This is a genomic window from Cyclobacterium plantarum (assembly GCF_011290685.1).
GTDB classification, from domain to species: Bacteria; Bacteroidota; Bacteroidia; order Cytophagales; family Cyclobacteriaceae; genus Cyclobacterium; species Cyclobacterium plantarum.
This window is the reverse complement of record NZ_JAANYN010000011.1, coordinates 99,137-124,327: the sequence shown is the minus strand read 5'-3', so window position 1 is coordinate 124,327 and position 25,191 is coordinate 99,137. Positions and strand designations below refer to the sequence as shown.

General features: G+C 43.3%; 23 protein-coding genes. 17 read left to right on the top strand and 6 right to left on the bottom strand.

From position 1 onward, the window contains the following. Window positions 1-20: 20 nt before the first annotated feature. The 4 genes from G9Q97_RS20835 to G9Q97_RS20820 all read left to right on the top strand — a co-directional run bounded on the left by G9Q97_RS20835 (window position 21) and on the right by G9Q97_RS20820 (window position 2,707). On the top strand, window positions 21-161 hold the full coding sequence (locus G9Q97_RS20835) for a hypothetical protein (RefSeq protein WP_246255802.1): 141 nt from the start codon (window positions 21-23) through the stop codon (window positions 159-161). Between the two features lie 312 nt (window positions 162-473). Next, window positions 474-1,661, top strand: coding sequence for a PD-(D/E)XK nuclease family protein (locus tag G9Q97_RS20830; RefSeq protein ID WP_166150472.1), 1,188 nt, complete (start codon window positions 474-476; stop codon window positions 1,659-1,661). A 70-nt stretch (window positions 1,662-1,731) separates the two neighbouring features. Beyond that, window positions 1,732-1,863: a hypothetical protein gene (locus G9Q97_RS20825; RefSeq protein WP_166150470.1), complete on the top strand. Its 132-nt coding sequence runs from the start codon at window positions 1,732-1,734 to the stop codon at window positions 1,861-1,863. 7 nt (window positions 1,864-1,870) lie between these two features. Further along, window positions 1,871-2,707 carry a DUF3883 domain-containing protein gene (locus tag G9Q97_RS20820; RefSeq protein WP_166150468.1) on the top strand — a complete coding sequence of 279 codons (837 nt, stop codon included), beginning with the start codon at window positions 1,871-1,873 and terminating at the stop codon, window positions 2,705-2,707. A 456-nt stretch (window positions 2,708-3,163) separates the two neighbouring features. On the opposite strand, the gene G9Q97_RS20815 is transcribed toward G9Q97_RS20820, so the two are convergent. Beyond that, window positions 3,164-4,510, bottom strand: coding sequence for a tetratricopeptide repeat protein (locus G9Q97_RS20815; protein ID WP_166150466.1), 1,347 nt, complete (start codon window positions 4,508-4,510; stop codon window positions 3,164-3,166). A 760-nt stretch (window positions 4,511-5,270) separates the two neighbouring features. Between G9Q97_RS20815 and G9Q97_RS20810 the strand changes: the two genes are divergently transcribed. Continuing rightward, on the top strand, window positions 5,271-6,293 hold the full coding sequence (locus G9Q97_RS20810) for an alpha/beta hydrolase (protein ID WP_166150464.1): 1,023 nt from the start codon (window positions 5,271-5,273) through the stop codon (window positions 6,291-6,293). Between the two features lie 338 nt (window positions 6,294-6,631). Here the strand turns inward: G9Q97_RS20810 and G9Q97_RS20805 are convergent, their stop codons facing one another. Then, complete coding sequence (locus G9Q97_RS20805) at window positions 6,632-7,162, bottom strand: GxxExxY protein (RefSeq protein ID WP_317168792.1); 531 nt, start codon at window positions 7,160-7,162, stop codon at window positions 6,632-6,634. Between the two features lie 657 nt (window positions 7,163-7,819). Between G9Q97_RS20805 and G9Q97_RS20800 the strand changes: the two genes are divergently transcribed. After that, complete coding sequence (locus G9Q97_RS20800; RefSeq protein WP_166150462.1) at window positions 7,820-8,332, top strand: peroxiredoxin family protein; 513 nt, start codon at window positions 7,820-7,822, stop codon at window positions 8,330-8,332. A gap of 118 nt (window positions 8,333-8,450) precedes the next feature. Continuing rightward, the gene (locus G9Q97_RS20795) at window positions 8,451-9,641 is read left to right on the top strand and encodes a cation:proton antiporter (RefSeq protein ID WP_166150460.1); all 1,191 of its coding nucleotides are present in this window, start codon (window positions 8,451-8,453) and stop codon (window positions 9,639-9,641) included. 92 nt (window positions 9,642-9,733) lie between these two features. Here G9Q97_RS20795 and G9Q97_RS20790 read toward each other — a convergent pair whose 3' ends face one another. After that, entirely contained in the window at window positions 9,734-10,954 is a 1,221-nt protein-coding gene (locus G9Q97_RS20790; RefSeq protein WP_166150458.1) for a DSD1 family PLP-dependent enzyme, read from the bottom strand. Between the two features lie 196 nt (window positions 10,955-11,150). Between G9Q97_RS20790 and G9Q97_RS20785 the strand changes: the two genes are divergently transcribed. From G9Q97_RS20785 to G9Q97_RS20745, 9 genes are all read left to right on the top strand, one after another. Further along, on the top strand, window positions 11,151-12,173 hold the full coding sequence (locus G9Q97_RS20785) for a quinone oxidoreductase family protein (protein ID WP_166150456.1): 1,023 nt from the start codon (window positions 11,151-11,153) through the stop codon (window positions 12,171-12,173). A gap of 80 nt (window positions 12,174-12,253) precedes the next feature. Next, entirely contained in the window at window positions 12,254-13,312 is a 1,059-nt protein-coding gene (locus tag G9Q97_RS20780) for a CNNM domain-containing protein (protein ID WP_166150454.1), read from the top strand. An 11-nt stretch (window positions 13,313-13,323) separates the two neighbouring features. Further along, window positions 13,324-13,914, top strand: coding sequence for a Crp/Fnr family transcriptional regulator (locus tag G9Q97_RS20775; protein ID WP_246255801.1), 591 nt, complete (start codon window positions 13,324-13,326; stop codon window positions 13,912-13,914). An 87-nt stretch (window positions 13,915-14,001) separates the two neighbouring features. After that, complete coding sequence (locus G9Q97_RS20770; RefSeq protein ID WP_166150452.1) at window positions 14,002-14,394, top strand: VOC family protein; 393 nt, start codon at window positions 14,002-14,004, stop codon at window positions 14,392-14,394. Between the two features lie 10 nt (window positions 14,395-14,404). Beyond that, window positions 14,405-14,881, top strand: a complete 477-nt coding sequence (locus G9Q97_RS20765; RefSeq protein WP_166150450.1) for a DUF4199 domain-containing protein — start codon at window positions 14,405-14,407, stop codon at window positions 14,879-14,881. A gap of 88 nt (window positions 14,882-14,969) precedes the next feature. Next, window positions 14,970-16,271: a DUF2254 domain-containing protein gene (locus G9Q97_RS20760; RefSeq protein ID WP_166150448.1), complete on the top strand. Its 1,302-nt coding sequence runs from the start codon at window positions 14,970-14,972 to the stop codon at window positions 16,269-16,271. A 158-nt stretch (window positions 16,272-16,429) separates the two neighbouring features. Next, window positions 16,430-16,960, top strand: coding sequence for an outer membrane beta-barrel protein (locus G9Q97_RS20755; RefSeq protein ID WP_166150446.1), 531 nt, complete (start codon window positions 16,430-16,432; stop codon window positions 16,958-16,960). Between the two features lie 29 nt (window positions 16,961-16,989). Next, window positions 16,990-17,574, top strand: coding sequence for a hypothetical protein (locus G9Q97_RS20750; RefSeq protein ID WP_166150444.1), 585 nt, complete (start codon window positions 16,990-16,992; stop codon window positions 17,572-17,574). A 461-nt stretch (window positions 17,575-18,035) separates the two neighbouring features. Next, window positions 18,036-18,512 carry a Dps family protein gene (locus tag G9Q97_RS20745; RefSeq protein ID WP_166150442.1) on the top strand — a complete coding sequence of 159 codons (477 nt, stop codon included), beginning with the start codon at window positions 18,036-18,038 and terminating at the stop codon, window positions 18,510-18,512. 1 nt (window position 18,513) lies between these two features. Here the strand turns inward: G9Q97_RS20745 and G9Q97_RS20740 are convergent, their stop codons facing one another. Both G9Q97_RS20740 and G9Q97_RS20735 read right to left on the bottom strand, forming a co-directional pair. Further along, window positions 18,514-20,001, bottom strand: a complete 1,488-nt coding sequence (locus G9Q97_RS20740; RefSeq protein WP_166150440.1) for a DUF1501 domain-containing protein — start codon at window positions 19,999-20,001, stop codon at window positions 18,514-18,516. A gap of 1 nt (window position 20,002) precedes the next feature. After that, entirely contained in the window at window positions 20,003-23,209 is a 3,207-nt protein-coding gene (locus tag G9Q97_RS20735) for a DUF1553 domain-containing protein (RefSeq protein ID WP_166150438.1), read from the bottom strand. Between the two features lie 193 nt (window positions 23,210-23,402). Here G9Q97_RS20735 and G9Q97_RS20730 point away from each other — a divergent pair, with 193 nt between their 5' ends. Then, a complete protein-coding gene (locus tag G9Q97_RS20730) occupies window positions 23,403-24,248 on the top strand; it encodes an OmpA family protein (protein WP_166150436.1) in 846 nt (281 codons plus the stop codon). A gap of 105 nt (window positions 24,249-24,353) precedes the next feature. Here the strand turns inward: G9Q97_RS20730 and G9Q97_RS20725 are convergent, their stop codons facing one another. Next, window positions 24,354-25,091, bottom strand: a complete 738-nt coding sequence (locus G9Q97_RS20725; RefSeq protein WP_166150434.1) for an NAD(P)-dependent oxidoreductase — start codon at window positions 25,089-25,091, stop codon at window positions 24,354-24,356. Between the last annotated feature and the right edge of the window lie 100 nt (window positions 25,092-25,191).

Below are 25,191 nucleotides of genomic sequence, written 5' to 3'. Positions count from 1 at the left end.
ATATAAGGGCATAGAAGGGAATGCGCACAGACTTGACGGTTATCAGAAAGATCGAACAAGGCAAGGAAAACCTCAGTTTGACAAAGGTCAATCAGGTGTTACAGATGTTTGGTCATGTAGTGGGGCCTGTAAATAAATTACATGCGGCAGAGGATAAATAAAGAACTGCTCAAAGAAATCCCCAAAAAATCTGTGGAAACCCTGCGAATCAGTTCCTGTACTTTTGGTGTAAAAAGATTTTTCCCTTCCAAAAAAAGCCACTATATTGTTAGGGATTTAAGGGGAAAATTCAGAATTTTTTGACTGATGAAGCTGGGAAGATCTGGTATTTTGTAAGCAGTTAGCTGTCTGGGAATGTTTTTAAGGTGGTAAACAAGTAGGACGAATCGAAAAGGGTAATGACAGATAATTTCACGATAGACCAAATCAGGGATGAGATTATAAAATTTAAGAATGACCCCGACTTCCAAAAGTTGGAAAACTTTTACTATTCCAAGTCATTCTCAGAAATATTGGGCGTTAGCCGAAGGGAAATCAGTCATAGCGGATTTCTAGCCTGGTTGTTAGGAAACCTGGAAAGCCATAATTTGGGAGAATTTCCGATCAAGAAATTTTTAGACATTATTTTGAAATTTAGTAGTGATAAGTTAAAAAGCAAGCACCGCGACCTTTTCAATTCTTTTGTGACAGAAGACTATTTAATAGAAAGGCTTTTCATTAAGCCTGAATACTCCGTAAAAAATTTTGGGAGACTTGACATCTATATTGAATTGACCCTTTTAATTGCGGGAAAAACGAAGAACATACGATTGGTCATTGAAAATAAAGTTGAAAGCAGAGAGAACAATGATCAAACGAACAGCTACTTCAGATACTTTAATCCTTCAGAAAATGATGACAATATTGTCATCTATATTTACTTAACCCCTATCTCAACGCTTGAACTAATAGAACTTACCGAGCCGGAATGTAACTGTAAAGAGTTTATTCAAATTAATTACCAATCTATTGTAGACTACTTGATTGAACCCGCATTAAACCAAAATATTTCAGCGCGTACAGAGAATATATTAACTGAATATTTAAAATCCTTAAGTCAACCTTCAATTAACGAAGAAGCTGATGGACACAAACAGGAATTAATTATGGCACTCGGTAATGAGGAAAGAAAACTATTATCCAGTTTTTGGGAAAAAAATCAAAAATTAATATTGGCGTCCCTTTACGCAATTAGTTCTGATCCGGAACAAGAAAAAGATACAAGGGAAAATATTAAAGAAGCGCTGGACAGTTTATCCTCCGACAGAGATCGAAGTACCTATAACCTAAAATACAATGGGGAAATTTTTAGCAGAAATTTTAAAAAATCTGACATTGGACTTCAGACCATTAACCTGCTGGAAGCCAAAGGCCTTATTGATGACAATGTTATCAGGTTTTTGAGGGAGGACAAAAGTTGTAGTTTTTTTCTGTTAAAGAAAAAGGAAGATTTTACAGACACGGAAATTAAGTACAGAAAATACAGAGCAAATGAGGCTCCTGAACTCATTTATAATGGACAAGAGTATTATGTTGCAAGAAATTGGGGAATCGGCAACATACACAAACTTATCAATAAATTCACTGAAAAATTCCCGGGACTAGAATACGAAACAAATTAGGGGTAGACAACGCCTTCCATCCTTGGTATTTCAAAAACACCCGTATTTTAGGAAGAAAATTAATTTTATCATGGCCGACGTTCACGAACTGGAAACAAGAAGCTATAACATGAGCTGGATTAAAGGAAAGGATACCAAACCGGAAATGCTGGATATGGAATTCCTTCAAGAACCAGTTTTCCCTTCCTGTTATTATTATTAAAAGAAAAATGAGTGCATGGTCTAATATCGAAGTGGAGTTGATTGTAGCTGATTATTTCAGCATGCTTAAAAAAGAATTGTCCGGTCAGGAATACAAGAAGTCAGAGCACAGGAAAAAATTGCTGCCTTTGCTTTCAAGTCGTTCTGAAGGGTCTATTGAATTTAAGCACCAGAACATCAGTGCAGTTTTGATCAACCTTGGTCAGCCTTACCTAAAGGGATATTTACCTCGCTATAATTATCAGAGGATATTAGAAGAAATAGTAATTGGTTATCTCAAAGGTCATCAGTCAATAGAGGAACAATTCAAGCATTTTGCAGAAAAAGAAATAAATCAAACATCAACGAAAAAGGATTTTAAAAACTTAATTGTAGAAGCTCCCTCCGGAATCACCAAATTAGAGGAACCATCATCGGCCTATACCAGAAACCCGATTAAAATTAACTATTTAGAAAAGGAACAGAAAAACAGGAATCTTGGCATGTTAGGAGAAGAAATGGTCTTAGAATATGAAAAATGGCAACTCACTATTTCTGGAAGAGAAAATCTGGCTGACCAAGTAAAATGGATTTCAAAAGAAGAGGGAGATGGAACCGGCTTTGACATTCTTTCAAAAAATCCAAATGGCACCGATAAGTATATTGAAGTTAAGACCACCAAACTGGGAAAGGAAACCCCATTTTTTTTCTCAAGAAATGAGTTGCAATTCTCAAAACAGAAATCGAATAACTTTCATTTGTATCGGTTATTCAACTTTGAAAAAAATGCAAAAATGTTTCTTAAAAATGGAGATTTGGACACTATTTGCACATCAGTCCCTATAACATTTAAGGGATATTTTTAAAGATAAAAGTAAAACAAACGTGGAATATTCTATCAGCTACCCATCATTCCTTGAATTGTAATTGTCAAAAGGAATGATCCACCCAAAAAAGTTATCTGTCTGAAAATTTGAAGGAGGCCAGAACACTGCTGTAAAAAATCCGCAATAAAGATTTTGAGACAAAGCAATTTATTTGTATATCAAATAAATGGCATCGGACTTATCAATACACTTTTTGTTGTTTGATAATCGTGAATATTCCGTATTCGAATATGGAATAACATTTTTACACTGTATTAAGGAACGTGAGAAAATTAAATTTAATGAAACCCCTAATATGCCCTTATATCCCGCTTATATGGTCCCCTATTTTTTAAACCATATAAGGTATTTAAGAAAATATAAGGTAAGCGAAGCCCCTTCTATGTCCTTATATCCCTTATATGGTTCCTCTTTTTTTAAACCCGATAAGGTATTTTAGAAACCATTGAAGAAAGAGGTTTCGTTGAGGCCGCCGCCCCGGACGTTCTCCAAGCGCTCGTTTAAGGCATTGGAAGTTTCCGGTTCATTTTTTCTGGCGTAAATTTCTTTTAATGCAATGAGCGTCTCAACGCTATTCGGATTGATACTTTCCGCCTTCTGGAAATAAGGAAGCGCTTGGTCAAATGCAGCGAATACCTCGGCTTCCCTGGCTTTGTATTTCGCCATACCCGCCGTGCTGAAGTCCTCAGACATTTCAGTTAACTCAATCGTGATGTTAGCAGCACGGTTGTAGTACAGGGTACCGGTGCTATACAGCGCGTCGAAATTGTTTGGGTCTTTTTCCAGGCTCTGATTGTAATAATTAAGTGCCCCGTCGAAGTAATTACTGGCCAGGTTGCTGTTCCCGGCCGCCGATTCCCGCTGGTACAGGTTATCGTAAACGCCGCCCAGCGTGATATAGAGTGTCAGGTTTTCAGGTTCGCTATTGATGGCCATTTTCAATCTATCAATGAGTTCATCGAGTCGGTTGAGCTTCAGAAAGTGATTGATCTCGGCAAACAGCAGTGACGCCTCCCCGGGATATTTTTCCCGACCAGCCTTCAAGTACTGGTAAGCTTCTTCCAAGTTGCCTTCTCCGCCACTGCCATTGATAGAGTACAGGGCTTCATAGACAGCCGCATTGTCGTAACTTGCCTTGTAGAGCTCTTCAAAGAGCGGCCTGGCCGCTTCAGTCATGTTGTTGTTCAGGGCCGCCAGGGCCGTAAGGTATTTCTGGTCCATCAGGGCGAGGGCATCATCCAAAACGCTCTCCTGGCCTTCTTTCTTCAGGATTTCATGGGCGGCCAGACCCGAGGAGAAGTTGAGGTAAGCCGATCCATAGTCCTGCGCTTCGAAGGCGTAGATCCCAAAGTTGTACAGCAGCCCTTGTGCTTCGCGGAGACCTTTCATCGCATCCTGAAGAAAGTAACGAGGAGAATTTATTACCTGCGCATGTTTTTCTACAGCGGTTGCATACGCGTTAAATGCCTTGACCGCTACACCGTCTACCTGAGGAAGCTCTTCTAAAGAACCCAGGCCGGTCTGTTTCACAACAACGATCTGGCTAGCCAGCGTGTTCAATATTTCCCCTTTCAGGATGTAGTATTTCGGATCGGCAACATCTTCGCCACCAGGATCCGGCAAAATGGCGGCTACGGCTTCTTTAAGTCTTTCTTTAGAAGCATGAGGATCGAGATTGTATGCGGCCAGTGCTTTCGCAGCGGCCTTCGCGTCTGCCTGTTGCGCCTTTACCGATACGGCAACCAAAACAAGGGCAAGCATTCCTAAGATCATTTTATTCATAGCCGTTCATATTTAATTGATCAGGAAAGGGGAGTTTTGATCGTAAAAACCAAATTAGCGCATGGGAATAGAGATTCAGTAAGTTAAGAAATATTTCTGTTAGAACCTGTCAATATGCTGCCTATTGCCGAATGCTTGCCGGTCCTTTTCGTTTTTGGGAAGGATCCAGATGAGGATGGAAAACGTGCCTTTGAGAGGTCAATTAACTTTATGCATCAGATGCTTCCTACCAAAGATACCGGCGATCCCTTGACATAAAACAGGCCCTTATATTCCTTCTACGGTTCCTTTTTTTTAAACCATATAAGGCATATAAGAACATATAAGGTTTTTTTTATTGGCTCAACGAGGTTATTCCGTCCAAGTACTTTTATCCTGTCCGTTAAAATGAGACTGTATCACTAAAAGAAGTCTTCTTCTATGCCCTTATGTTCCTTCTATGGTTCCCTTTTTTTTAAACCATATAAGGCATAAAAGAACATATAAGGTTTTTTTAATTGGCTCAACGGGGTTATTCCGTCCAAGTACTTTTATCCTGTCCGTTAAAATGAGACTGTATCGCTAAAAGAAGTCCTCTTCTATGCCCCTATATTCCTTCTATGGTTCTACTTTTATCCGAAATTAGAAAGATGCAAATAGGCTCATTACCAGATATATACAAGAAAAAATTGACGGCCACTCATTGATATTTGTAAAAATTATTTTATTTTTAAACAGATCGGAAAATTCCACCAACATTTGTAAACCAAGCTAACGGTAGATGAAACGCACCCTAACACGAATAATAATAAGTGTCCTTGCTTTGGTAATCCTGCTTTTTCTCGCGTTTAAACTCTCTCCCTACCCGGCTGTTTGGCTGGTACGCTATGCTTTTGAAAAGGAGGCGGTCCGGGTAGATGAAGCCTTAGAAAAATTTGTACCGGAAAACATATTGGCCATCCGCGATGTTCAGTATGCGCCTACCGATCCAAATTCCCTATTGGATATCTATTATCCCAAAGATGCCATGGGTTCTAAAAATAAACTGCCGGTAATCGTCTGGACGCATGGAGGAGGATTGGTTTCCGGAACGAAAGACCATATCAGCAATTACTCCAAATTGCTGGCTTCCCGGGGTTTTGTAGCCGTATCCATCGATTATACCATTGCGCCTGAGGCCAAATACCCCAGGCCAATCCAGCAGCTTAACGAGGCACTGTCCTTTATTTCGGCAAATGCAGACCAATTTGCCATTGATTCCACACAGATTATTTTAGCTGGCGATTCAGGTGGTTCCATGATAAGTGCAGCAACGGCAAATCTCATTACCAGCCCTTCCTATGCCAGCATCACGAAAGTGAAGCCGGGTTTGCAGCCTGATCAGCTGAAAGGCCTGCTACTTTACTGCGGCATTTATGAAGTGGACAACCTGAATTCGGAGGGAGCCTTTGGCAGTTTCCTGAAAACGGTTACCTGGGCTTATTTCGGCGAAAAGGACATTGACAATAACGACTACGCCAAATCGGCCTCCGTACTCAATTACCTCACGGACTCTTTTCCACCTTGCTTTATTTCGGCCGGGAATAAGGATCCCCTATTGGCTCAATCGAAAGGCTTTGCAGAAAAACTTTTAAGCCTGGGGGTTCAGGTAGATACTTTGTTTTTTCCAAATGATTACGAGCCAGGTCTGGGCCATGAATATCAGTTTACTTTCGATGAGGATGGAAAGCGTGCTTTTGAAAGGTCAATCACCTTTATACATCAGTTGCTTTCTACAAAGGATCCCGGCCAGCCCTCACCATAAAGCAGGCACTACTATTCCTTAAATGGTTTCCTGTTTTTGAACCATATAAGGCATTTAAGAACATATAATGTTTTTTTGAATTGCCTCAAGACTGTTTTTCTGTCAAAGTGCTTTTATCCTGTGAGTTAAAAAGGGACCCTATCACTAAAAGAAGCCTTCTTCTATGCCCTTATATTCCTTCTATGGTTCCTTATTTTTGAACCATATAAGGCATTTAAGAACATATAAGGATTTTTGAATTGGCTTTAATCGGTTATTCTGTCAGGTAAAATTAGTTCGTATCACTAACAACACTCCTCTTACCATGCCCTTATATTTATTCTATGATTGCCCTTTTGTTATTCTTCAGGGAGCTTCCTGAACAGTTCATTAACGTAGGTTCTCTGGCCCTCCTTGAAAATATTAACGGTGTTAAAATTGATTAGTAATCCTTCAGGCGAACTTAATAGTTTCATGTAGGAGATAATCTGGGCTTCATGAATTGGCAAAATTTTTTCAACAGCTTTTAGTTCTAGAACCAGGATCTTTTCAACAAAAAAATCGCAGCGCAAATCAGTTTCCAATTCAACTCCTTTATAGCATACCGGTACAACCATTTCATATTGAAAGGATAAACCCCGGATAAGGAATTCTTTGGCCATGCATCTTTGATAAACACTCTCCAAAAGCCCTGGACCCAAAGCTTTATGTACCTCAATGGCCGCACCATTAACCTGATAAACTAAATCTTTTAAGAACTGCTTTGTAATTTCCATAATTTGCCATCCATTAAGCAGTATTAAAATTAAGTTTTTCTCAAAAAACAACAAATTTTCAGAAATTGAAATTTTCTTTAACCAAGGGTATCCCATTAACCAAATAAACTCCATCTAGAGATAAACTTTCCTTTTCCATGGATTCCTGTTTTGGAACCATAGAAGGTTTTATGAATTGGCTCTAAACGGTTATTCTGTCAAAATGCTTTTATCCGATCAGTTAAAAAGGGACCCTATCATTAACGAAAGTCTTCTTCTATGCCCTTATATTCCTTATATGGTTCCTTATCTTTGAACCATATAAGGCATTTAAGAACATATAAGGATTTTTGAATTGCCTCAAAGCGATTATTCAGTCAAAGTACTATTATCCTGTTAGTTAATGAGTGACCTTATCACTAAAAGAAGCCTTCTTCTATGCCCTTATATTCCTTCTATGGTTCCCTTTTTTTAAAACCATATAAGGCATATAAGAACATATAAGGATTTTTGAATTGCCTCAAAGCGATTATTCTGTCAAAATGCTTTTATCCGATCAGTTAAAAAGGGACCCTATCATTAACGAAAGTCTTCTTCTATGCCCTTATATTCCTTATATGGTTCTATTTTTTACCATATAAGGGATAGAAGTACCAACAAGTTTTTTGAATTGTCTCTAAACGGTTTTTCCGAGAGCCAATAATTTTGAATACCTGTTGGCTACTGATTGAGATTTTCTGTAATTTCAGTGCTGCTTATCTGGTAGTAAATTCACTAAATAACCTAAAAATCATGAGGTTTTGTTTATTAATTCTCCTGACAGCTCTTTTCACAGCAGTCCAGGCCCAGGAAAAAATCCAGGATTTTTCCCTTCCTTCTGCTTTGGGAAACCATGCACCGTTTAAACTGAGCGAAGCCAGGGGCAAATTTGTGGCCCTACATTTTTTATTGAAGACGGAGTGCCCTTTTTGTATTCGCCATACCCACGAATACCTGGAAAATTCATCTGAAATGGATCAGGTCATCCATGTTTTTATTAAACCGGATACGGAGGAAGAGATCCGGGAATGGGCAGAAAACCTGGAACAGACAGACTTTCCTATATACCGTGATGCAGAAGCAAACCTGGCAAAACGGCTGGATATCCCGGGAGGTTATCCCTTCCACGGTCAGTTGGTTCATTACCCCGCATTGATCCTAATCAATCCTGAAGGAAGAGAAGTGTACCGGTATATTGGAAAAAACAACAGAGACCGCCTTCCCTTTAAAGAATTTAAAGCCATGATGGATAATATGTCGGAATAGGCAGGGCAACAAATAAACTTTTTATTTGAAATCATTTATTGTAAATTAAGCCAATGCCAAACTACTTTGCGATTTTTAGAGTTTGATATTATTTACCGGGACTTAAAACCAACCCTGCATGACTTTGCCAATAATAATTGCTTTATGTATACTGATGTTGTCAGCGTATTTTTTCGACATCACCTCGGCCAAAACAAAGATTCCTCCGGTAATTCTGCTGTTTGCTTTGGGTTGGGCGGTGAATCAGCTGGCAGAAATCTTCTGGTTGGGCATTCCGGACCTGAGTACTGTTTTGCCCTTTTTGGGTACCATAGGTTTGGTGCTTATTGTACTCGAAGGATCTCTGGAACTGGATTTTGATGAATCCAAGTTTTCTTTTGTGGGCCGGACCATACTGGTTGCTATAATTCCCGTGCTGATTTTCAGTTTTGGGTTGGCATTCATCATCAGACAGTTTGCGGATGTTTCATTAAAAATCGCACTGCTAAATGCCATACCCTTTGCCGTCATCAGCAGTGCCATCGCCATACCTTCGGTTAATAACCTGAGCGCTAAAAACAAGGAATTCGTAACTTACGAAAGCAGCCTATCGGATATTTTTGGCGTAATCTTTTTTAATTTTTTATTGGAGAATGAAAAAATCGGCCTGGCTTCGGTGGGTTATTTTTTCGGAGAAATCATATTGATCCTGATCATCACTTTTGTTGCCAGCATCATTCTGGCTTTTTTAATCAGCAGGATCAAACATCCCGTCAAATTTGCTCCGATTATACTGGTCATAGTATTGATTTTCGCAGTCTCCGAATTGTACCATCTTCCGGCACTGATCTTTATTTTGCTTTTTGGTTTGTTTATTGGCAACCTCAATCAACTCAAACAGCAGTTATTTGTAAAAAAGCTCCATACCAAAAGTTTCAAAAAGGAAATCAGGAAGTTTAAGGAGTTGACCATGGAACTTACATTTTTGATCCGGACCCTGTTTTTTCTGGTATTTGGCTTTCTGATCAATACCAGCGAACTTTTCAATTCAGAGACAGTAATTTGGTCACTGACCATAACAGGTGGTATACTCCTGTTAAGGTTTTTGATTTTGCGTATTTTCAAGATCAAAATTCTCCCCTTATTGTTCATTGCTCCCAGGGGATTAGTTACCATATTGTTGTATCTCAGCATCCCTGCTTCGCTTGCCATTGACATTGTGAATGATTCCCTGATCATTCAGGTAATCATCTTTACCTCTGTCGCCTTGATGCTGGGCATGTTGACCGCAAAGCCTAAAGAACAGGAAGCTTCCAGCGAAGCGACCTAAATCATTTTCTCCCGCCTTGCCGGAAAAATTATGAGCTACTTACTTTTGAGGAAGCAGTATCCGTCAATTAAAGATACAGCTTGCAGGCTGGCCTACCGGGACATGCCCCTGGCCATTATGGGGATGATCATTTCCACCTTACCCCTGCGGATGCCATAAATGCGGTCATACAAATTGATTGCGGGGTCACAATGGGGAACGATCACCTCCAGTCTATCTCCTACCTGGTAGGACTTATTGGCTGTTGTGTAGGTAATGGTGCCATATTCATCCGAACCTGCATTGTAGGTAAAATCCGGTTCGCCGATAACGATTCCGCTGGGTTTGTTGATGGTAAAAGCCTTGGCCCCCGAATCGGTGATCAGGCGGTTGGGATGGTTGGTGTTGATGATTGTGGTCATGACAGTTAGTGAGGGGTCAAAATCATCGTAAAGAGCGGCATTGCCCTTGCTTCCTATGGCCATATACTGGGCATCCATAAACAAATAACTGCCTACCTGTACGTCTGTAAAGCCAGGAATATCTGCCATCATATCGTAGGTACCGGTACCGGCACCGCTGAAAATTTCCACATTAAGGCCTGACTTAACCAGGCTCTCGTAGGTTTCTACTACAGGTTCAAAAGTCTGTACTGTACGTGCTTTCCTTGCCTCATGGCCTTTGACGTGCTGTGCTCCCCCGTCATAAGCCAAAATACCCATAAAACGAAGATTCGGAGCGCGGTCTACCAGCTGAGCCAATTCAACAGCGGGTATTCCGGTAGGTACTCCTGATCTCCGGATCACATCCAGGTCCACCACGACCTCCGCAATGATACCTGCTGCATTTGCCGCATCCTGAAGGTCCCTGGCATTTACCGGATTGTCCACCGCCTGAATAAACCCGGCGTGTTTTTTTCTCAGGTCCATGGCCTTCCTGATTTTTTCAGGAGTCACGTTAACACCCGTCATGAGCACCTTGGAAATGCCATTTTCCAGCATGATTTCCGATTCCGACAATTTTGCTGCACAAACCCCCACGGCGCCCGCTTCCATTTGCATTTTGGCAAGGAAAGGACTTTTGTGGGTCTTGATATGGGGGCGCACACCTATACCCGTATCCTGGAGATTTTGATGGACCTTTTTGAGATTGTATTCCATGACCTCCAACTCCAGACAAAGAGATGGGGTTTCCAGTTCCCATTTAGAAAGCCCGATTTCGTCTGATGTGAAAAGGGGAGCTGGTGCAGCGGTACTTTTTCCGGGAAGAAAAAAGGCACTGCCTGCCATGCCAGTATACTGAAGGAATTTTCTGCGGTTAAATTGATTTGTCATGGATAGTGGTTTTGGTGATTTTTAAAAATAATGATTTTACCTGAATGGGCCATCATGATTTTACCAGTGACCGATAAAAATGGTGAAAGAATGGCAGTTATACCTTTCATTTGGAAGAAAATTTCCTTCCCGGGGTAGCCCTAAAGTTTTCTCTTCATTGAAAATAGCCTATATTGAGGTATCTTAAAATAATTTCATGCAACAATTAACCATTGTAAAATATGGAGCCGCCAGGGAGGCCTATGAACTCCAGGAGGTTTCACAGCCTGAACCTGAACCACATCAGGTGTTGGTTAAGGTGGAGGGTTTTGGCCTGAACTATGCCGATGTTATGGCGAGAAATGGCTTGTATAAGGAAGCTCCAAAAATCCCTTTTGTTCCAGGCTACGAAATCGTGGGTTTGGTGACCGGGAAAGGTGCCGGAGTACCGGATAAATTCCTGGGAAAACGGGTGGTTGCATTTACCCGGTTTGGGGGATATGCTGATTTTGGCCTGGCCGATCACAGGGCCATTGCCATATTGCCTGAGGATATTCCGGGTGGGGAAGCCTGTGCACTCGCTACCCAATATTGTACGGCATATTACATGACTGACTATCAGAGCCGTCTTCATGCCGGGGAAATTGCCCTGATCCATGCCTGTGCCGGAGGAGTAGGTACAGCACTAACCCAATTGTGCAAGCGTAGAGGAGTTAAGGTGGTAGGCCTTTGCAGCTCTCCCCGGAAGATGGAATATCTGGAAAAGATGGGGGTGGATTTCCGGGTCAATTATAAGGATGTAAATTACTCAGAGGTCATTGAGAAAGAATTTGGCAAACGAAAGATGGACCTTATTTTTAATACCGTGGCTGGGAAAAGTTTTAAGGATGACCTGAAGCTGCTTTCCCATGGCGGGCGCATGTTTTGTTTTGGAGGTGCGGCCAGAAGCGGACAAAAGGCCCATGTCTTCAACGATCTCGCATTTTTATTGAAAACCGGCTTTATCAGTCCTCTATTTATGATGATGAAATCTCAGGGCATTATCGGGGTTAACATGCTACGGATTGCCGATCACCGCATCGATATCATTGGCCATTGTTTACATGCCCTGGTGGATTTATGGGAAAAAAAAGAAATCCATCCACAGGTAGGAGCAACATTTAAAGCCAAAGATTTAGCAGCGGCACATGAATTGCTTGAATCAGGGAATAGTACCGGAAAAGTATACGTGAATTGGTGATGCGGAAGAATAAAAATGCCTTTATTGACTGTTTTCCCCTCCTGACTGTTTTAAATTTAGTATAAAATTAACCGAACCAGATGATACTCTTGTTTTTTTATTTGTTTTTGGCCATAGGGGTATCTTTTGTTTGTTCCGCCCTTGAAGCGTCTTTACTCAGCATCACTCCTTCCTACATAGAATCCCTGAAGCAAAAAGGGAAAAGCTATGGAAAAGAACTGGCAAAGCTGAAAGAGAATGTAGACAGGCCGCTTGCAGCCATATTGAGCTACAATACCATTGCCCATACGGTAGGTGCGGCAGGAGTAGGGGCCCAGGCGACCAAAATTTTTGGTGAGGCCTACTTTGGAATCATTTCAGCAATATTGACACTGGCCATTCTGGTGCTTTCAGAAATTTTCCCAAAGTCACTCGGCGCTACTTACTGGAAACAAATGGCACCTTTTATGGGAAAGGTACTTAATTTCATGATTTTGTCCATATATCCTTTGGTGAAAGTATCGGAATGGATGACCCGTTTGTTCAAAGACCAGGGGGCAAACCAAACCAGCAGGGAAGAAGTGGCTGCCTTGACCAACATGGCCACACGGGAAGGGGTATTGGAAGAAAATGAGTCCAAAATTATCTACAACCTGATCCGATTCCAGTCTATATTGGTGTACCATGTAATGACTCCCCGAACTGTTACGGTAGCTTTGGAGGAAAACATGAGTTTAAAGGAATTCCTGTTACATCCGGGGATCAAGAAATTTTCCAGGATTCCCATTTATGAACATGCTATTGACCAGGTGACGGGATATATTTTAAAATATGATGTACTTGAAAAGTTGGCACAGGATCAGTTCGGATATGTGCTCAAGGACTTGAAAAGAAATATTCTGGTAGTGGAGGTAAACGATCCAATTCCGGAGGTTTTGGAAAAGTTGATGCAAGCCAGGGAGCACCTGGCCATGGTAACCGATGAGTATGGGGGACTGGCAGGTATAGTGACCATGGAGGATATCCTGGAAACACTGTTGGGATTGGAAATTCAAGACGAAACGGATGGGGTTACAGACATGCAGGAGCTGGCCAGAAAGCAATGGAAGGAGCGGGCACTTAAAATGGGCTTGTTTCCTCCGGGAGAAAATATAGATTAAAAATATTTTTGATGATGGTCTATCCTTCTACTATTACAGATATATATGCACATCCCGGAATAAGCGATGCGGATCTGGAAAGTATTTTTCGGGCTCATGTGAAGGTTTTTTTCTATAAAGGGGATTTGATATTAACCGAGGGACAGTTTTCCAATGCCTATTATTGCCTGGAAAAGGGCCTGGTCCGGGCCTTTGCCAGAAATATCGACGGTAAAGACATCACTACCGGTTTTTTCAGTAAAAATGAAATTGTCATTGAAGTGGCTTCCCTGTTTTTAAGGCAGCCTACCAGGGAAAATATTCAGGCACTAAGTGATTGTGAATGTTGGATGATTGGCTATGAGGCTTTTCAGGAGCTTTTTGAAAAAATTGAAGGCTTCACGGAATGGGGAAGAACCTGGATGTCCAGGGCACTTTTGGCCAATAAGCAACGGTCTTTAAGCATGATCACTGATTCTGCCACCAACAGGTACCTGAGTTTGAGAAGAGAACAACCGGAGGTACTTCAGGTGGCTCCATTGAAACACATTGCCTCTTATTTGGGGGTGACTGATTCTTCTCTGAGCAGAATCAGGAAGGAAGTTGCCCAAATGGGCCGTTGATTTCTTGCCTTATGACAAGTAGTTTTTTTAAGGGAATGCTTATTTTGTGAAAGATTAGTCCCAAATGCAACCCCAATTGATTGTTATATGGCAAGAAAAGTAAACGTAGGAACCTGGTTTGAAATCTATGTCGGAGATATGGATAGGGCCAAGAAATTTTATGGTACGGTATTGAATGAGGAAATGATAGACATGGAGGTACCGGATGGTTCGGAAGGAGGCATGAAAATGGTCTCATTCCCCTGGGTAGAAGGGGCGCCCAATGCCAGCGGTGCCCTGGTCAAATCCGACAGCATGCAGCCTGGTGCCGGAGGCACATTGGTTTATTTTACTTGTGAAGACTGTAAAGAGGAAGAAAGTAGGGTGGAAAAGGCTGGTGGAAAAATCGTTCAGTCCAAATTTCCCATTGGAGAGCACGGGCATTGTTCCATATGCATGGATACGGAAGGGAATGTTTTTGGTCTTCACTCCATGAAATAGGCAATACCTCATGAAAAAATACCAAACAGAAATCAAATGGGGAATAATTTTTGGGCTAATGAGCCTGATTTGGATGGTGTTGGAGCGGGTGGCAGGACTCCACGACCAGCACATTGAACAGCATGCCATCTATACCAATTTTGTGGCTATACCTGCAATTGCTATTTACGTTTTGGGCCTATTGGAAAAGAGAACCAGGGACTATGGCGGAAGCATGACCTACGGTCAGGGTTTCAAGGCTGGCCTTATCATCACACTAGTGGTCACCCTATTGACACCTTTGACAATATGGCTTACCCTGGCGTTAATAACCCCTGATTTTCTTGAAAATGCCAGTTCCTATGCGGTGGAATCCGGAATAATGGAACAGCAAGCCGCCGAAGCCTATTTTTCCCAGGGGAACTACATGATTCAAAGCATTGTGGGGGCACCGATAATGGGCATCTTGACAACTGCGGTCGTGGCTTTGTTTACCCGAAAGAAATAAATATCACAGCGGCGGGCAAAAATCAACTTCCGGGATAGAATTGTTGTCTTTTTTGGGTACCTTCCACCAGGTAAATCCCTTTGATAGCATGAAAAAATTATTGTTTTGGTGGTCAGAGCTTAAATCTACTTTTTGGTTTATTCCTGTCTTTATTATTATTAGCGGGATAACTTTGGCCATAGGGTTGGTGTATTGGGACAGCAATTCGGAATTTGAACCCAGTGGGGCCATTAAATACTTTTTTCCGGGTAGTCCGGATTCCGCTAAAGACATTTTAACCATTATATCTGGCGCCATGATCGGCGTGGCAGGAACCGTTTTTTCTATTACCCTGGTGGCCCTTACCCTGGCCAGTAATCAATTTGGTCCGAGGCTTGTCAAAAATTTCATGTATGACAGGATTAATCAAACAGTTTTGGGAACCTATGTTTCCCTGTTTATTTATTGTCTGATCGTTCTCAATACAGTGAAGGATACTGGGGAGATGCAGTTTATCCCCTTGTTTTCAGTGGCATTTGCCTTGCTGATGGCCATTGCCAATATCGTATTGTTGATCGTGTTTATCCACCATGTAGCGATCAGCATACAGGCGGATCATATTATTGGAAACATCTCCATAAATCTATCCCGCCACCTGGCCCAACTTTTTCCCCAGGATATGGGAGATAGGGGGGACCAGCAGATTCATGATATTGAAAAGGTGAAAGAGAGTCATTCCTCATCCCAAAAACTCACCTGCGATTTTGATGGCTACCTGCAGTACATCGATAGCGAGGCTTTGATGAAAGATGTCAGTGAACTTGATGTATTTTTGGACCTGTACCACCGGCCGGGAAGCTATCTGGTTAAAGATCTTGAACTGGGCGAGGTGTATGCACATAGAAACCTGAAAAATGATGAACTCTACCGTTTGCGGCAGCACTTTTTGGGGGGAAAAACAAGGACTCCCCAACAGGATGCCGAGCATGCCATTCATCAAATGGTGGAGATCGCCGCCAGAGCCCTTTCTCCTGGGATAAATGATCCCTACACAGCGATTTCTTGTATCGATAACCTGTGTAGCAGTCTGGCCTATCTCACAAGTATTCGCTTTCCATCTCCCTACCGGGTAGATGCGTCCGGTACTTTGCGGATTAAGGCTGACGTGCTCACCTTTGCAGGAATGATGGATGCGGCATTTAATGCCATTCGCCAGTATGCCAGGGACAGTCCTCCCGTGATCATCAGATTAATGGAAGCCATGATTACGCTCAGTAAATTTGCCAAGACAGAAGAACAAAAAGGGGCTATAAAAAAGCATGCAGAAATGACCTGGAACCTGGCCAAACAGCAGTTTGAAGAAAAAAGGGATTTGGAAGATTTGGAAAAGCGGTATAAAAAAATACCCTAGGGAGAAATTGTAACCTCACCGAAATTTTTCGTAATATTGCATTTTTATCAGCAAAAGGTCTGTTCGAAATGGAGTAGTTTAACAGTTTCATTTACAAGGTGCTTACAAATTATATTTCCTTCCCTGCTCTTAATAGAGCTCTGATTTTTATTTTGCTTTTGTCAGCTTTATTTATTTCTGGTGTTCAGGCGCAGCAATATACCATAGGTGTTCATTCGGGCATGTTTACTCCCATCGATTATGGCAGCAGGTACCCAAATGCCCAATTGGGTTATTCCATGGGCCTGAGTTTTGATTACCGGTTTCAAGGCAAGCTATCTTTGGGCGCCCATTATCAGTTTGGAAAATTTTCCTACTCCCCGGAGTTACAACAAGGCTTTCTGGAGAGATCGGCGGTACCCGTGCACCTGATTTACTGGACTTTGCAAAGAAATTTTTCCCTGGGAAATGATTGGAAGCTGGCAGCGGGTACTGGTCCAGGATTTTTTCTGGCAAGCTACCCTGATGAAAGGGATAGTCAGACAGGTCTGCCGCTGTTTACCCGGGACTTTAGCATGCCCTTATTGCTGAATTTATACAAACCTTTGGGCACCATTGCGACCATAGGATTGAAAACCGGTTTGTTTTTTACACCTTTCTATGCCATTGGGGGCTTCCATTTGGGGCCTGAAATTCGATTTCTTTTTTAATGATGAACGTCAAAAGAACAATTTTATCAATGTTGCTGATTCTCTCGGCAAATGCAATAGCAGCGCAGTGCCTTGATATCCGGCTAGGTCTTGGGTCCTTTAGTCTGAACCGGGATTACGGTTATGAAAGACCAGCTGTCGGTTGGTATGTTTCGCTGGGCCTTACCTATGATTATACACCGGAATGGACCATGGGCACGGTATTTAACCGCTCCTACAATGTGTATTTTAGGGAATCCATGGCTGAAACGCCATTACTTATCGGAAATTTGCCAACAAGAGCCGAGGTCAACTCCGATCACTTTTCTTTTATCTTTAGCCGAAATATTATATTACCCTTTGGCTTGAAGGGACAAATTGGTTTGGGCATGGGTCTGGCAATAGATGAAAACCGATTTTACCATCCGATCTTGTTTGACGAGGAGCAGGCTGCTTATCGGGGAGTTAATCTGGTCGAACAATACGAGGTAGGAATAATTTTTCCCGGACAATTTGCCGTTCGAAAGGCCTTGGGGATTCGCTGGCACCTGGGCCTGCAGGCAGGCGTTTTTTTGGATCAGCAATTCCGGATGCGTGGAAGCTATTGGGGACCGGAGCTGGGTTACCGGTTTTAATGATCAAGCCTGTCAGGTTTTGTTGGTATTCGGCCGATTACCTTTATCCTTTGATAATAGGATGATTCCCCCATTTTTGGGAAAGCGAGCTTCCCGCTGCCAATTGTGGCGTTAATCCAGGTACCCCCAATTTTGTTTGGCAGGGAAATGCCTGGTTTAACCGCTGTTTTACCCACTTCCTCTATGCCCTTATATTCCTTCTATGGTTTTCTTTTTAACCCCTGAAAATTACCTGAACCATTTGTAGTAAGCAGGGTTTAATCAATGGCTTTCGTTGAGAGGACTTGCCTTAAGTCCTGAAAGGAAGAAATAGCTTTAGTGCCAGAAATCCCAAATGAAGGGTTTGGCAGTGAAAATATAACCTGTTTTTATTTTCCAATTAACCCAATATACTTAACAAAATAATTTAAATTTAAGAACAATAATAAAGTATTTATCAAACAACAGTATTCGATCAAACCATGGAAAATTTAAATGCAATAGGCCTGGACATACAGCGCTCAGAAGAGTTGGCCGAGAAATTAAATGTTTTGCTGGCCAATTATTCTATCTTTTACCAAAATACCAGAGGATATCACTGGAACATCAAAGGGGATAAATTTTTTGAGCTTCATCTCAAATTTGAAGAGTTGTACACAGACTTGCAGGTGAAGATTGATGACATAGCTGAAAGGATCCTGACCCTGGGCCATGCTCCTCAGCACAGGTACTCCAAATACCAGGCTTCGTCTGCCATTCAGGAAAGTCAGGAAGTGAACGATGGCATGAAGGCCGTGGAAAATATCCTGGCCTCACTAAAAAGCATTCTTACCCTGCAGCGGGAACTGCTGGACTTGTCTGGTGAAATCGGCGATGAAGGCACCAATGCCCTGATGAGCGACTATATCCGGGAGCAGGAAAAACTGGTTTGGATGTATTCCGCCTTTTTAAAGAAATAAATCAGGCAAACAAATCATTGACCACATTTCCGGCCACATCTGTGAGCCGGAATCTTCTTCCCTGATGCTTGAATATCAATTGCTCATGGTCCACCCCAAACAGATGCAGGAGACTGGCGTGAAAATCATGTACATGCACGGGATCCTGAGTTACATTGTAGCCAAACTCATCCGTAGCACCATAAGTGAAACCTGGCTTGACGCCGGCACCCGCCATCCACATGGTAAAACAGCGGGGATGGTGATCCCTGCCGTAATTATCGGCGGTGAGGGTACCCTGACTGTACACGGTCCTGCCAAATTCCCCGCCCCAGACTACCAGGGTGTCTTCCAGAAGGCCCCTTTGTTTTAAATCCTTGATCAGAGCGGCTGTTCCCTGATCGGTTTTGGCACATTGGTTTCGGATTCCTCCCGGAAGGTTACCATGCTGGTCCCAGCCCTGGTGGTAGAGTTGTACAAACTTCACATCCTTTTCGATCAGTTTTCTGGCCAGCAGGCAATTGGCTGCGTAAGTTCCGGGATCCCGGCTATCTTCCCCATATAGATCGAAAACCCAATCCGGTTCGTCTGACATATCGCTTACCTCGGGGACGGAGGTTTGCATGCGAAAAGCCATTTCATATTGAGAGATCCGTGCATTGATTTCCGGATCCCCATAGGTATCGTATTGCAAGCCATTGAGTTCCTTCAGGTAATCCAACATTTCCTTTCTGTCCTGTCCTTCATAATTTTCAGGATTACTCAGGTACAAAACCGGATCCTTCCCCGAGCGAAACTGTACCCCCTGATGCTGGGAGGGCAGGAAACCATTGCCCCAAAGGCGGGCATACAAAGGTTGATCTCTAACGGCATTTTTGGAGACCAGTACCACAAAACCCGGTAGGTTTTGGTTTTCGGATCCCAAACCGTAAGACATCCAGGCACCCATGGAAGGCCTTCCCGGCAATTGGTGGCCTGTTTGCATAAAGGTGATGGCGGGATCGTGGTTAATCTGTTCGGTGATCATGGATTTGATAAAACACAAATCATCCACCACTTCTGCTGTATACGGCATAAGGTCGCTTACCCAGGTTCTGCTCTGCCCATATTGTTTGAAATTGAAAGCCGATTGGGCCACGGGGAAAATACTTTGGTTGGCACTCATGCCCGTCAGGCGCTGACCACCCCGGATGGATTCCGGTAGGTCTTTGCCATGCATGTCAGTTAGTTGGGGTTTATAATCATACAGATCAAGTTGAGAGGGGCCCCCACTTTGAAACAGATAGATAATGCGTTTGGCTTTGGGCGGATGATGGGGAAGTCCGGGTAATCCTCCCCCGGGCCCGAGGCTTTTTGCCATCAGGCCATCCTGTGTAAAAATAGAGCCCAGCGCCAATGCGCCCATACCCATGGCAGTTCTGGAAAGAAAATCCCTTCTGTCCATCTTCTTTTCCAGTTCATGGAGTTCAGGGAGGCCCTGAAAGCGGTGTTTTTTATGGTGATGGCACATGTTATCTTTTGGTTATGGTGGCATCGGAATTCAGAATGGCACTGGCTACTACCGTATTGGCAGCCCAATCCAGGCGATCCGGTTTTTCCTGCACGGGATAGGAACCGGTATTAAGCCAGCCTTCCATCTTTTCCGGTGAGCTTTTGAATTTATTGATTTCATTGGTCCTCAGGGCCAATAATACCTCTATTTCCCGGGGCTGGGCAGTTCTTCCGGTAAGTTTTCGAAATGCCTCCTGTATGCCTTGCCGGGTTTCCTGATGCCGGGAAATGCCGGCACCCAGCACCTTGGCAATTTCTACGTAAATGGGGTCATTCATCAAAACCAAAGCCTGAAGCGGGGTATTGGTCTCCTGCCTTTTGATCGTGGTTTCAGAACGCTCCGGACTGTCAAAAATATGTAGGGTAGGGTGGGGTACAGATCTTTTCCACAGGGTATACAGACTGCGCCGGAAAAGATTTTCCCCTGTATCTTCTGTGTATTGGCCGCCATTGACCGACCAAAGGCCGTCGGGTTGGTAGGGTTTCACACTGGGGCCGCCGATGGTTTTTCCCAGCATGCCACTTGCGAGCAAGGCATTGTCACGAATCATTTCTCCGGGCATTCTTCCGGAAGGCCCCCTGGCCAGCAAAATGTTTTCAGGGTCTTTTTCCAGAAGTTCCGGGCTCGTCACGGACGATTGTTTGTAGGTCTCGGAAAGGACGATCATTTTCTGAAGCTTTTTCACATCCCAGCCGGATTCCCGGAAGGTTACTGCCAGCCAATCCAGTAATTCAGGATGGCTGGGCATTTCTCCCTGATTGCCAAAGTCAGCGGCCGTAGCCACCAGCCCCCTGCCGAAAAATTGCTGCCAAAGCCGGTTGACTGCCACCCGGGCGGTGAGGGGATGACGCTCATCCAGGAGCCATTTGGCCAGTCCCAGCCGGTTTTTTTCATAGGCATCTGCCATGGGTAATATGGCTTCAGGGGTCCCGGCCTGCACTTCCTCTCCATGGGCATGGTATTCCCCTCTTTCCAATACAAAGGTAGGTCTTTTGGGTTCCATGTCTTGCATGATCATGACCTCCTGTATAGGTTCTACCGTCTCGGAATGCTTCTTTCTTGCGGCCGCTAACTTTTTAAGCTGATTTTTGTAAGCCGGAGAAAGGTTGTGCCAGTAAAAACTTTCTATAGCATTTCTTTCCTTTGAACTCAAATCGTCCGGAGATTTTTCCAGCATGGCTGCCAGCAGATCTGGTTGTAGCCACTGCATGATCTCCACTGCCGACAATTCCTTATCAAACACCTTTAACTCGTCTACTGAGGCCCCTTTCAGCCCCTTACCTCTCCAAACGGCGCCAATTTGAATTCCCGGTTGGTTATTGCGGTCAAATAAAATGTCTTTGTATAGCTTGTCTTTGACCGTTTTGCTGGCCATTAGTTTTCCGTTCAGGTAGGTTTTTATTCCCGATGCTTGGGAGGAGCCATCATAGGTCATCAAAAGGTGTATCCATTCATCTCTCGGAATACCTTCCAGTGTAAGGTTGCTAATGACATTGTAAGGAGCCGTGTGGGCAAGAATCATTTCCAACTTGTTATCTTTCAAGTATAAATGATAACCGCGTCGATTGTACAATACCGCTCCGTCTCCGGTATGAAAAATGGCCCCATTATCCAGATTTTCGGGAACAGTGAGCCAAATTCCCACGCTAAAGGGTTGGTCCTTGGAAAAACTTCCTACGCCCCCCATTTTCAGCCAGGAGTCACCGTTAAGAGAAGCCGCTTTTCCCCGATACCCGTCCACCAATGGCGGTTGTTTGCTTTCCTCTCCTATACTTTCCATACTACCGGCGATGGAAGGATTTACCTTGTCCTGCAAGGGAACCTTATCAAAATCAAAGTGCGCGATCAAGGAAGAAGCAGGACGGTAAAAGCGCGTTTTTTTATACCCTTCACTGCTGATCCAGCTGTCAAAATCAGCTTTTTCAGCTATTTTAATAGCGCTGAGAGCTTTTTCTGTTTCAGCTATTTCCTTTTTCAGCATTTCCAGCAGCGCATCTTTTTCACTATCTGTCCAGAGCATGGTGGGCACAGGCATGGCATTGTCCCAGGAGATCTGACCGGCTTCGTCCACCTGATTGAAAAAGCTGCTCATTTGAAAATATTCTTTTTGACTTACAGGATCGTATTTATGGTCATGACACCGGGCACATTCCAAACTCAATGCCATGAATGCTTTTCCTACCGTATTGGTCCTGTCTGCGACATATTCAACTCTAAATTCTTCTTGTACGATACCTCCTTCCATGTTTTGTGGATGGATTCGGTTAAATGCCGTGGCCAGCATTTGTTTTTTTGTTGGGTTGGGCAGAAGATCCCCTGCGAGCTGCTCGGTGATAAACTGATCATAGCCCATATTTTGGTTGTATGCTTCAATGACCCAATCCCTCCAGGGAGACATGTCTCTAAAGCGGTCTACCGTATAGCCATGGGTGTCGGCAAAACGAGCCACATCCATCCAATGCATGGCCATTTGTTCACCATAATGTGGAGAAGCGAGCAAACGGTCTACCTGTTTTTCGTATGCCTTTTCTGAATCATCGGCCAAAAAGGCATCCAGTTCTTCCAGGCTTGGGGGCAAACCGGTCAGGTCCAAACTTAGTCTTCGGAGTAACAATTCTTTATCCGCTTGTTCATTGGGTTTTAAACCATTGTGATGCAGTTTTTGAGCAACAAACAAATCAATTGGCTTTCCGGACCAATTTTCAATTTTTGGATCGGGCAATTCAGGCTTGATTGGCGGGATAAATGCCCAGTGCTTTTTATACTCCGCACCGGATGCAATCCATTTGACAATGATGGCCTTTTCCCGGTTGGTAAGGCTAAGGTGAGATTCCGGGCTGGGCATCAGGTAGTCGGGATCTTCAGAAAGGATGCGGTGGAAAACTTCGCTTTTTCCGGGTTTTCCAGGCTTGATGGGAATCAAGCCACTTTCTGAGGTAGGAGCATAGGCTGCTTCTGGCAGATCCAGCCGGACTCCGGCTTCTCTGGCTGCTTCATCCGGACCATGGCAGGAAAAACAATTGTCTGATAGAATGGGCTTCACATGAATGTTGAAATCCAGTTCCTCCGGCAATTCCTCCATGGCGATTTCTATTTCTTCCGGCAGGTCTGGCTTGCAGGAAGTGGCCAGGATGATACTTAATATGCATACATAACGTAGCAACATTATTTTACTTGGGATATGTTAGATGATAAAGTTAAAATTAGCCGAATTTTTACTCAATTCCCATATTTTCATAAAATAATAGGCCCTCTGATGGAAAGAAATCCCATAGATAGCCAGGTGTAAGGAAGGGAACTTGAAAATTGGCCCTGTTTTTGAATTGGGGCTATTTCAAGAAAACCAACGATTAATTACCATGAAAAAACTACCTTTTATTTTCACATTATTGATCATGGGAGGCCTGGCTTCCTGTGTGTCCAAAAAGAAATACACCTCCCTTCAGGGGGAATTGCACAGCACTCAGGTGGAGTTGGCCCAAACCAGCTCTGAAAAGGAGGCCCTTGAAGCCAAATTCGACCAAATCCAAAGCAGGGTGGCCGAGTACAACGCCAAAATTAATTCCTTGAGGGGGGATAATGAACAATTACTGGAAAAGAATGGCAGGATGATGTCTCAAAGCGGAGATATTTTGGTTTCTGACCAATTGAGAAAGCAATTGGAAAAGACCATTAGCAAGATAGATACGGAGAAATTGGCTCAGGCAAAGACCCTTGAGGACTCCGTTAACCTGGCGATTTCTCATAATCTTTTAACGGCTATCGGTGGAAAAGGAAACGAACAGGAGGAAGACATTGTCATTGATATTGACAAAACAGTGGTCATGATTTCGGTTTCGGACCGGCTATTGTTCAACACTGGAAGTTTCCGGGTAAATCAGGAAGCCAACCCATTGCTGGAGAGACTTTCCGAAGTAATCAATTCGGAACCCAGCCTGGAGGTAATGGTGGAGGGCCATACTGATCCCAGATCGATTTCAACAGCTACCGTTCAGGATAACTGGGATCTGAGTGTAAAGCGGGCAACATCTATTGTCAGAAAGCTGGTGGAGGACCATGCCGTAGCTCCAGAACAGCTTATTGCAGCCGGAAGGAGCAGTTTTTTCCCTGTAGTGGAAAATGACAGCCCGGAAAATATGGCCAAAAACCGCAGAACCCGGATCATATTGATTCCGGATCTGGATAAGTTTTTTGCTTTGATGTAATCATTTTAAGAAGCCCGGTCGACTCTCCGGGCTTTGCTTTTTACCATTATACTTTCCTGTTCCGGATATGATTCCTTGAGCCAGATGATGGTACCAAGTTTCGTTTCATTTTATTTCTTTATTGTAGATTACAGGCATTTGTCCTTTCCATTCTTCCCAGAGGCCCTTTTCTCCAATCAGTTTGGCCATCACATGCGCTACATTTATCCGACTGGTTTTACCCGGATTGAAAAGTGCGCTTCTGCTTGGAGAAGCATGCAAGGTATAATCGGAGACTTCTTCTCTGTCAATCAATGTGTCCGGTCGTACCACCACCCATTCAATAAATGGGTGCTTTTGGCCAATTTGAATTCTAAGAAAATCAGCGGCTGCTTCATTGTCGGTATGGGGCGGTAATAGAAGTCGGATAAGGGCGATCAGGCATTTTTCTCCGAAAGAAACAGGTTCGGATAAGTCCCTGTTTTGGTTGCCGGCCGTATTCATCAGCACCAATTTGACAGGGTTTTTGGATTTATTCTTTTCAACAGCCCGGCAGAGCAACTGAACGGATTGACTTACCAATTTTCGTGGAGCACCATAGATGCCTTTCCAGGTAAGATTGTGGCCAAGACAGGAAGCCAGGCCCTGACAATCTTCAATGTGATCAGCTAATTCGCCTTCACTGAGGTTGGATATTTCAGTCCTTAAGACGGAGACTTTGTCATTTATTAACCAGGAATCGGGTATTTTCGCATTGGGACGAACGATGACTTTGACGCTTTGTCCCAGAAGCAGCAGCTGGCTTACCAGGTGCTTTCCTGTAGCGCCACTGGCACCTAAGACTAGTGTGGTTTGTTTGCTCATAATTTAATGGAATAAATTTTCCCCCGCAAAAACAGAAATACAATAAAATTCGGGGCCATATCATTAATACCAATAGGCACCTATTTTGGTCGGTTTGCAA

What these genes read in the sequence shown, in the direction of transcription:
- G9Q97_RS20835 (WP_246255802.1), top strand. Translation starts at nt 21, where the DNA reads ATGCGCACAGACTTGACGGTTATCAGAAAGATCGAACAAGGCAAGGAA.
- G9Q97_RS20825 (WP_166150470.1), top strand. Translation starts at nt 1,732, where the DNA reads ATGGCCGACGTTCACGAACTGGAAACAAGAAGCTATAACATGAGCTGG.
- G9Q97_RS20820 (WP_166150468.1), top strand. Translation starts at nt 1,871, where the DNA reads ATGAGTGCATGGTCTAATATCGAAGTGGAGTTGATTGTAGCTGATTAT.
- G9Q97_RS20815 (WP_166150466.1), bottom strand. Translation starts at nt 4,510, where the DNA reads ATGAATAAAATGATCTTAGGAATGCTTGCCCTTGTTTTGGTTGCCGTA.
- G9Q97_RS20810 (WP_166150464.1), top strand. Translation starts at nt 5,271, where the DNA reads ATGAAACGCACCCTAACACGAATAATAATAAGTGTCCTTGCTTTGGTA.
- G9Q97_RS20805 (WP_317168792.1), bottom strand. Translation starts at nt 7,162, where the DNA reads ATGGAGTTTATTTGGTTAATGGGATACCCTTGGTTAAAGAAAATTTCA.
- G9Q97_RS20800 (WP_166150462.1), top strand. Translation starts at nt 7,820, where the DNA reads ATGAGGTTTTGTTTATTAATTCTCCTGACAGCTCTTTTCACAGCAGTC.
- G9Q97_RS20795 (WP_166150460.1), top strand. Translation starts at nt 8,451, where the DNA reads ATGACTTTGCCAATAATAATTGCTTTATGTATACTGATGTTGTCAGCG.
- G9Q97_RS20790 (WP_166150458.1), bottom strand. Translation starts at nt 10,954, where the DNA reads ATGACAAATCAATTTAACCGCAGAAAATTCCTTCAGTATACTGGCATG.
- G9Q97_RS20785 (WP_166150456.1), top strand. Translation starts at nt 11,151, where the DNA reads ATGCAACAATTAACCATTGTAAAATATGGAGCCGCCAGGGAGGCCTAT.
- G9Q97_RS20780 (WP_166150454.1), top strand. Translation starts at nt 12,254, where the DNA reads ATGATACTCTTGTTTTTTTATTTGTTTTTGGCCATAGGGGTATCTTTT.
- G9Q97_RS20775 (WP_246255801.1), top strand. Translation starts at nt 13,324, where the DNA reads ATGATGGTCTATCCTTCTACTATTACAGATATATATGCACATCCCGGA.
- G9Q97_RS20770 (WP_166150452.1), top strand. Translation starts at nt 14,002, where the DNA reads ATGGCAAGAAAAGTAAACGTAGGAACCTGGTTTGAAATCTATGTCGGA.
- G9Q97_RS20765 (WP_166150450.1), top strand. Translation starts at nt 14,405, where the DNA reads ATGAAAAAATACCAAACAGAAATCAAATGGGGAATAATTTTTGGGCTA.
- G9Q97_RS20760 (WP_166150448.1), top strand. Translation starts at nt 14,970, where the DNA reads ATGAAAAAATTATTGTTTTGGTGGTCAGAGCTTAAATCTACTTTTTGG.
- G9Q97_RS20750 (WP_166150444.1), top strand. Translation starts at nt 16,990, where the DNA reads ATGTTGCTGATTCTCTCGGCAAATGCAATAGCAGCGCAGTGCCTTGAT.
- G9Q97_RS20745 (WP_166150442.1), top strand. Translation starts at nt 18,036, where the DNA reads ATGGAAAATTTAAATGCAATAGGCCTGGACATACAGCGCTCAGAAGAG.
- G9Q97_RS20740 (WP_166150440.1), bottom strand. Translation starts at nt 20,001, where the DNA reads ATGTGCCATCACCATAAAAAACACCGCTTTCAGGGCCTCCCTGAACTC.
- G9Q97_RS20735 (WP_166150438.1), bottom strand. Translation starts at nt 23,209, where the DNA reads ATGTTGCTACGTTATGTATGCATATTAAGTATCATCCTGGCCACTTCC.
- G9Q97_RS20730 (WP_166150436.1), top strand. Translation starts at nt 23,403, where the DNA reads ATGAAAAAACTACCTTTTATTTTCACATTATTGATCATGGGAGGCCTG.
- G9Q97_RS20725 (WP_166150434.1), bottom strand. Translation starts at nt 25,091, where the DNA reads ATGAGCAAACAAACCACACTAGTCTTAGGTGCCAGTGGCGCTACAGGA.